Annotated in this window: 7 protein-coding genes; 6 read left to right on the top strand and 1 reads right to left on the bottom strand. The window is 73.1% G+C overall.

Features of this window, described 5'->3' with window-relative positions:
- The coding region (locus HGA02_RS06985; RefSeq protein ID WP_168678422.1) for an ROK family protein at positions 1-811 on the bottom strand (811 nt) is incomplete at its 3' end.
- Between the two features lie 106 nt (positions 812-917).
- Here HGA02_RS06985 and HGA02_RS06980 point away from each other — a divergent pair.
- The 6 genes from HGA02_RS06980 to HGA02_RS06955 form a co-directional block, all read left to right on the top strand.
- Positions 918-2,468, top strand: coding sequence for a sugar ABC transporter ATP-binding protein (locus tag HGA02_RS06980; protein ID WP_246247514.1), 1,551 nt, complete (start codon positions 918-920; stop codon positions 2,466-2,468).
- Positions 2,465-3,532: an ABC transporter permease gene (locus tag HGA02_RS06975; protein ID WP_168678421.1), complete on the top strand. Its 1,068-nt coding sequence runs from the start codon at positions 2,465-2,467 to the stop codon at positions 3,530-3,532. The genes HGA02_RS06980 and HGA02_RS06975 overlap by 4 nt, the downstream gene beginning before the upstream one ends.
- A gap of 66 nt (positions 3,533-3,598) precedes the next feature.
- Positions 3,599-4,648 carry a substrate-binding domain-containing protein gene (locus HGA02_RS06970; protein WP_168678420.1) on the top strand — a complete coding sequence of 350 codons (1,050 nt, stop codon included), beginning with the start codon at positions 3,599-3,601 and terminating at the stop codon, positions 4,646-4,648.
- Positions 4,649-4,753: 105 nt separating this feature from the next.
- Positions 4,754-5,935 carry a Gfo/Idh/MocA family protein gene (locus HGA02_RS06965; protein ID WP_210728262.1) on the top strand — a complete coding sequence of 394 codons (1,182 nt, stop codon included), beginning with the start codon at positions 4,754-4,756 and terminating at the stop codon, positions 5,933-5,935.
- Between the two features lie 2 nt (positions 5,936-5,937).
- The gene (locus HGA02_RS06960; RefSeq protein ID WP_168678418.1) at positions 5,938-6,939 is read left to right on the top strand and encodes a sugar phosphate isomerase/epimerase family protein; all 1,002 of its coding nucleotides are present in this window, start codon (positions 5,938-5,940) and stop codon (positions 6,937-6,939) included.
- Between the two features lie 134 nt (positions 6,940-7,073).
- On the top strand, positions 7,074-7,274 hold a 201-nt coding region (locus HGA02_RS06955; RefSeq protein WP_168678417.1), incomplete at its 3' end, for a hypothetical protein.

The raw sequence follows: 7,274 nt of genomic DNA, 5'->3' as shown, positions 1-7,274 counted from the left end.
CGATCGCGGGCCCGGCGGCGACGGCCTCGAGGCAGCCGGTGTTCCCGCACCGGCAGGGCAGGTCGAGCCCGCCGGGGACGGCGATGTGACCGAGGTCGCCCGCGGCGCCCTGCGCGCCGCGCCGGATCGCGCCGTCGGAGATGATGCCCGCGCCGATGCCGGTCGCGACCTTGACGAACAGGAGGTGGTCGACGGTCCGCCACGCGGTGGCGTGCTCGCCGAGCGCCATGATGTTGACGTCGTTGTCGACGAGGACGGGGACGCCGAGCCGGCGCGTGAGGTGGCCGGGGACGTCGGCGTCGTCCCAGCCCGGCATGATCGGCGGGTTGATGGGCCGGCCGGTCGAGTGCTCGACGGGTCCGGGGAGTCCGACGCCGACGCTCACGAGGTCGTCCAGGTCGCGTCGGGCGGTCGCGAGCAGCGCGAGGCCGAGCTCGGCGACCCGGTCGAGCACGGGTGCGGGCCCGTCGGCGATCGCGATGGCCTCGCCGTGCTCCGCGAGCACGGTCCCGGCAAGGTCGGTGACGGCGAGCCGGGCGTGCGTGGCGCCGAGGTCGACGGCGAGGACGACGCGTGCGGCGGGGTTGAAGGCGAAGGTCGCGGGCGGGCGCCCGCCGGTGGACGTGGCCTCGCCGGCGGGGGAGACGAGCCCGGATCCGAGCAGCGCGTCGACGCGCGCGGCGATCGTGGAGCGGGCCTGTCCGGTGAGAGTGGCCAGGTCGGAGCGGGTGCGGGGCTGGCCGTCGCGCAGGAGCTGGAACATGTCGCCGATCCCCGTCGGCCGTGGCGCGGTGCGGGTCAGCTCGTCCATGCGCACAGTGAACCACCCGTCTTTCGTCGATCACGTTCGCATAACTCTGCCACGCCTGCGGCAACTTTTGCTTGACCGTCGTCAAAAGTGCCCCTAGGTTCGCCGCATGGTCACCGACGACCGACAGACCGACCGACCGGGCGCCACCTCGCCCGACCGCCCGATCCTCCAGATGCGCGGCATCGTCAAGCAGTTCCCCGGAGCGCGCGCCCTCGACGGCGTGGACCTCGACGTCCGCGCGGGCGAGGTCCACTGCCTCCTCGGCCAGAACGGCGCCGGGAAGTCGACGCTCATCAAGGTCCTCGCGGGCGCGCACCAGCCCGACGAGGGGGAGATCCTCGTCGACGGCACGCCCGTCACCATCGCGAACCCCGTCGCAGGCCTGCGCCTCGGCGTCGCGACCATGTACCAGGAGCTCGACGTCGTCGACGGCCTGTCGGTCGCCGAGAACGTCTACCTCGGCCACGAGCTCGCGAGCGGCGGCTTCACCCAGCGCCGCGCGGCCACGCAGCGGACCCGCGAGGTCCTGCGCCGCCTCGGCCACGGCGACGTCTCCCCGAACCGCGAGGTCGGCTCGTTGCCCGCCGCGGGCAAGCAGATCGTCAGCATGGCGCGCGCGCTGTCCCACGACGCGCGCGTCATCGTCATGGACGAGCCGTCCGCCGTGCTCGACAGCGAGGAGGTCGCCAACCTCTTCCGCGTCGTGCGCGAGCTCACCGCGCAGGGCGTCGCCATCGTCTACATCTCCCACCGGCTCGAGGAGATCCGCCAGATCGGCGACCGGATCACCGTCCTCAAGGACGGCCGCACGGTCGCGACCGGCCTCCCCGTCGCGAGCACGCCCACCGACGAGCTCATCCGGCTCATGACCGGACGCACCGTCGAGTACGCGATCCCGCGCCGCCCGGCGGTCCCCGCGGACGCTCCCGTCGTGCTGTCCGTCGACGGCCTCACCGTGCGCGGCGAGTTCCACGACGTGTCCTTCGACGTGCGCGCGGGCGAGGTCGTCGGCCTCGCCGGGCTCGTCGGGTCGGGCCGGTCCGAGGTGCTCGAGACCGTGTTCGGCGCCCGCCGCCCCACGACCGGCACGGTGAGCGTCGACGGCACGCGCCTGCGCCCCGGCTCGGTCGGTGCCGCCGTCCGCGCCGGCATCGGCCTGTGCCCCGAGGAGCGCAAGAGCCAGGGGCTGCTGCTCGACGAGCCCGTCTACCGGAACATCACGCTGTCGACGTTCGCCCGCACGGCCCGGGCGAGCTTCCTCGACGAGGCCACCGAGAAGCGCACCGCACGCGAGCAGATCGAGTCGCTCGACCTGCGGCCGGGCGACCCCGAGCGCACCGCCCGCACGCTGTCCGGCGGCAACCAGCAGAAGGTGCTGCTCGCGCGCTGGCTCGTGCACGGCTGCCGGGTCCTGCTGCTCGACGAGCCCACGCGCGGCGTCGACGTCGGCGCGCGTGCCGAGATCTACGGGATCGTCGCCGACCTCACCGCCCAGGGCGTCGCGGTCGTCGTCGTGTCCAGCGAGATCGAGGAGGTGCTCGGCCTGTCCGACCGCGTCCTCGTCCTGTCCGAGGGTCGCGTCGTGCACGCCGGCCCCGCCTCCGAGATCGACGAGCACCGCGTGCTCGACCTCGTCATGGAAGGAAGTGCCGCGTGAGCGAGCAGGGAACCTCCGCCTCCGCGCGGGTGCCTGCGGCGGACGAGTCCGCCCGCATCGAGAAGACCGGCGGCGCGACCGCGGTCGACCGCCGCGCCCGCAACCCGCTGCGCGGCGCTGCCGGCCGCAACCTCGGCCTCGTCATCGCGCTCGTGCTCGTGTGCCTCGTCGGGGTCGTCACGGCGGGGGAGCGGTTCGCGAGCATCGACAACCTCATGACGATCCTGCGGCTCGCCGCGGTGCTCGGCGTCATCTCGATCGGGATGACCTTCGTCATCACGGGCGGCGGCATCGACCTGTCCGTCGGGTCGGTCATCGGGCTGTCGTCCGTGTGGGCGTCGACCCTCGCGACGCAGACGATGGCGCAGGACTTCCACTGGATCGTCATCGTCGTCACCGCGCTCGCGGTCGGGCTCGGGGCAGGGCTCGTCAACGGCGTGCTCATCGCGTACGGGAGGGTCGTCGCGTTCATCGCGACCCTGGCCATGATGGTCGCGGCCCGCGGGCTCGCCGAGATGATCGCCAACCGGCAGACGCAGGTCGTCCGCGTGCAGAGCTTCCTCGACGCGTTCCGCCAGGACCTGCTCGGCGTGCCGATCCTCGTGTGGATCTTCGCGGTCGTGGCCGTCGTCGGCTGGGTCCTGCTCAACCGCACCACGTTCGGCCGCCGCACCGTCGCCGTCGGCGGCAACCCCGAGGCGGCCCGTCTGGCCGGCATCAACGTCAAGCGCCACACGATGTACCTGTACGCGCTCGCCGGCCTCGCGGCGGGCATCGGCGGCGTCATGATGCTCGGCCGCACCACGGCCGGCTCGTCGACCAACGGCCTGTACTACGAGCTCGACGCGATCGCCGCGGTCGTCGTCGGCGGCACGCTCCTCGCGGGCGGCCGCGGCACGATCGTCGGCACCGTCCTGGGCGTCCTCATCTTCACGACGCTCACCAACGTGTTCACGCAGAACAACCTGTCCATCTCCGCCCAGGCGGTGGCCAAGGGCGTGATCATCGTCGCCGCGGTCATGCTGCAGCAGCGCATCGCCGAGCGGTCCCGCTCCGTCACCTAGACCCCGCTGTCCTCGTCCCCCTGCACCTTCGACAGCCCCGCAGCATCCCGATCAAGGAGGATCGTCATGTCCGCACCCCTGCGCCGCCGCGCTCTCGCCCTCGCCGGCACCGCCGCCGCCCTCGCCCTCGTGGTGGGCTGCACGTCCAACACGCCCCAGGACACGTCGGGCGACAGCACGGGCGCCGCCGTCGTGCCCGGCACCGAGAACGACGAGCCGGGCGACACGGTCACCATCGGCTTCTCGGCCCCCGCCGCCGACCACGGCTGGATGGGCGCGATCACCAAGTCGGCCGTCGCGGAGGCCGGCAAGTACTCCGACGTCGAGCTCGTCCAGGCCGAGGCCACGAACGACGTCAACCTGCAGATCAGCCAGATCGAGCAGTTCATCAACGACGGCGTCGACGCGATCGTGCTGCTGCCGTTCGACGGTGCCGCGCTCACCGAGGTCGCGACGCAGGCCATGGAGGCCGGCATCGTCGTCGTCAACGTCGACCGCGAGTTCGACGACCCGAACGCCGCGCGCACGACGGTGCTCGGCGACAACTACGGCATGGGCGTCAGCGCCGGTCACTACATCTGCGAGCAGCTCGGCGGCACGGCCGGCGCGAAGGTCGCGGAGATCGCGGGCATCGACTCGCTGCCGCTCACGCAGGACCGCAGCCGCGGGTTCTCGGACGCGCTGGCCGACTGCGGGCTCGAGGTGAGCAACCGCGTCGCGGCCGACTTCACCGTCCAGGGCGGCGAGGCCGCCGCGGCGAACCTGCTGCAGGCCGCGCCCGAGCTCGACGCGATCTGGAACCACGACGACGACCAGGGCGTCGGCGTCATGGCGGCGATCGAGAACGCGGGCCGCGACGAGTTCTTCATGGTCGGCGGCGCCGGCTCGAAGAACGTCATGGACGCGATCAAGGCCGACAACTCGGTGCTGAAGGCGACGGTCATCTACCCGTCGACGCAGGCCGCCGACGGCATCAAGCTCGCGCGCCTGCTCGTGCAGCAGAAGGCCATGAGCGACCTCGTCGAGGTCGAGGTGCCCCGCACCGTGCAGCTGTTCGCGCCGGTCGTCACGAAGGACAACGTCGACCAGTACCTGCCGACGGCCTTCGAGTCCTGACCGACCCCGCGCCGGGCGGGCGATCCGCAGGCCCGCCCGGCGCACCTCTCGACCCAAGGAGGACCCGTGTCCGCACCCGGCACGCTCCCGCGGCTCGGCATCGGCATGGTGGGCTACGCCTTCATGGGCGTCGCGCACTCGCAGGCCTGGCGCAACGCCCCGCGCTTCTTCGAGCTCCCCCTGCACCCGGACCTCGCCGTCGTGGCGGGCCGGAACGCGGACGCCGTGCGCTCCGCGGCCGACCGGCTCGGCTGGCGCGACACCGAGACCGACTGGAAGGCGCTCGTCGCGCGCGACGACGTCGACCTGGTCGACGTGTGCACGCCCGGCGACACGCACGCCGAGATCGCGGTGACCGCGCTCGAGGCCGGCAAGCACGTGCTGTGCGAGAAGCCGCTCGCGAACACCGTCGCGGAGGCCGAGGCGATGGTCCGGGCCGCCGACGCGGCGCGCTCGTCCGGTGCGCTGGCCATGGTCGGGTTCACCTACCGGCGGGTCCCGGCGATCCAGCTCGCGCAGCGGCTCGTCGCCGAGGGGCGCATCGGGACCGTCCGGCACGTCCGCGCGCAGTACCTGCAGGACTGGATCGCCGACCCGCAGGCGCCGCTGTCGTGGCGGCTCGACAAGCAGAAGGCCGGGTCCGGCGCCCTCGGGGACATCGGCGCGCACGTCGTCGACCTCGCGCAGTTCATCACCGGCGAGCACCTCACCGGGGTCTCGGCCCTGCTGGAGACGTTCGTGCGCGAGCGCCCGCTCGCCGGGGAGTTCAGCGGGCTGTCCGGCAGCGGCGACGCGAGCGGCGCGACCGGCCCGGTCACCGTCGACGACGCCGCGGTGTTCCTCGCGCGGCTCTCCGGCGGCGGCCTCGCGACGTTCGAGGCGACCCGGTTCGCGTACGGCCGCAAGAACGCGATCCGGGTCGAGGTCAACGGCTCGCTGGGCTCGCTCGCGTTCGACTTCGAGGACATGAACGTCCTGCACTACTTCGACGCACGTCAGGACGCGTGGGAGGCGGGCTTCCGCCGCATCGTCGTGACCGAGCCCGAGCACGCCTACGTCGGCGCGTGGTGGCCGGCGGGTCACGGGCTCGGGTACGAGCACGCGTTCACGCACCAGGCCGTCGACCTCGTGAACGACGTCGCCGCGCACCGCCAGCCGCGCCCGTCGTTCGCCGACGGCCTGCAGGTGCAGCGTGTCCTCGACGCCGTCGAGCGCTCCGCGGCCGACCGCAGCACCTGGACCGACATCCCCGCGCCGGCCCTCGCGCCGGCTGAGACGGAGGCCTGACGATGACCCGACCCATCACGCTGTTCACCGGCCAGTGGGCCGACCTGCCGTTCGAGGAGGTCGCGCGTCTCGCCGCCGGCTGGGGCTACGACGGCCTCGAGATCGCCTGCTGGGGCGACCACCTGGACCCGTGGCGGTGGGACGACGACGCGTACGTCGACTCGCGCCGCGAGATCCTCGACCGGCACGGCCTCAAGGTCTGGGCGATCTCGAACCACCTCAAGGGCCAGGCCGTCTGCGACGACCCGATCGACCAGCGGCACCGCGACATGCTGTCCGACCGCGTGTGGGGCGACGGCGACCCCGAGGGCGTCCGGCAGCGTGCCGCGGAGGAGATGCAGCACACCGCGCGGTTCGCCGCGAAGCTCGGCGTCGACACCGTCGTCGGGTTCACGGGCTCGTCGATCTGGAAGTACGTCGCGATGTTCCCGCCGGTCTCGCAGGAGGCCGTCGACGCCGGCTACCAGGACTTCGCCGACCGCTGGAACCCGATCCTCGACGTGTTCGACGAGGTCGGCGTGCGGTTCGCGCACGAGGTGCACCCCAGCGAGATCGCGTACGACTACTGGACGACCGTGCGGACCCTCGAGGCCATCGGCCACCGCGAGGCGTTCGGCCTCAACTGGGACCCCAGCCACTTCGTCTGGCAGCAGCTCGACCCGGTCGACTTCATCCTCGAGTTCCGCGAGCGGATCTACCACGTCGACTGCAAGGACGTGAAGCTCCGCCTCGGCAACGGCCGCAACGGGCGGCTGTCGTCGCACCTCGCGTGGGCCGACCCGCGGCGCGGCTGGGACTTCGTGTCGACCGGGCGCGGGGACGTGCCGTGGGAGGCGTCGTTCCGGGCGCTCAACCACATCGGGTACGACGGGCCGATCTCGGTCGAGTGGGAGGACGCGGGCATGGACCGGCTGCTCGGCGCGCCCGAGGCGCTCGAGTTCGTCCGCCGCAACGCGTTCGACCCGCCCGCCGCCGCGTTCGACGCGGCGTTCAGCACGCGCTGACGACGCGGCGCGCGCGGTCGCCGCGTCGCCGGTCGGGTCCTCCAGGGAGGGGGACGACCCGACCGGCGACGGGTGCGTCGCGGGGCCGGTCGAACCGCCTCTCGCGGACGGACGCCGTCCTCTAGCGTGCGCGTATGGCCGGGGGCATGCAGGAGGTCACGTTCGACGAGGGTGAGCCGCGCGCCGACGCCGTGCCGCCCGCGCCGGTGCGGTCCGCGTCGGCAGGGCGACGGGTCGTGGTCGCCGTGGCGGTCGTCGTGGTCGCGGCCCTCGTCGCCGTCGGAACCCAGCGTGTGCTCGACGAGCGCCGCGCGGAGGCCGACGCGGCGCTCGCC

It is taken from the genome of Cellulomonas septica (assembly GCF_012396155.1).
Taxonomy (GTDB): domain Bacteria; phylum Actinomycetota; class Actinomycetes; order Actinomycetales; family Cellulomonadaceae; genus Cellulomonas; species Cellulomonas septica.
The sequence above is the reverse complement of the archived record's forward strand: the minus strand, read 5'-3'. Positions and strand labels throughout refer to the sequence as shown.

What these genes read in the sequence shown, in the direction of transcription:
- HGA02_RS06965 (WP_210728262.1), top strand. Translation starts at nt 4,754, where the DNA reads ATGGTGGGCTACGCCTTCATGGGCGTCGCGCACTCGCAGGCCTGGCGC.
- HGA02_RS06980 (WP_246247514.1), top strand. Translation starts at nt 918, where the DNA reads ATGGTCACCGACGACCGACAGACCGACCGACCGGGCGCCACCTCGCCC.
- HGA02_RS06970 (WP_168678420.1), top strand. Translation starts at nt 3,599, where the DNA reads ATGTCCGCACCCCTGCGCCGCCGCGCTCTCGCCCTCGCCGGCACCGCC.
- HGA02_RS06960 (WP_168678418.1), top strand. Translation starts at nt 5,938, where the DNA reads ATGACCCGACCCATCACGCTGTTCACCGGCCAGTGGGCCGACCTGCCG.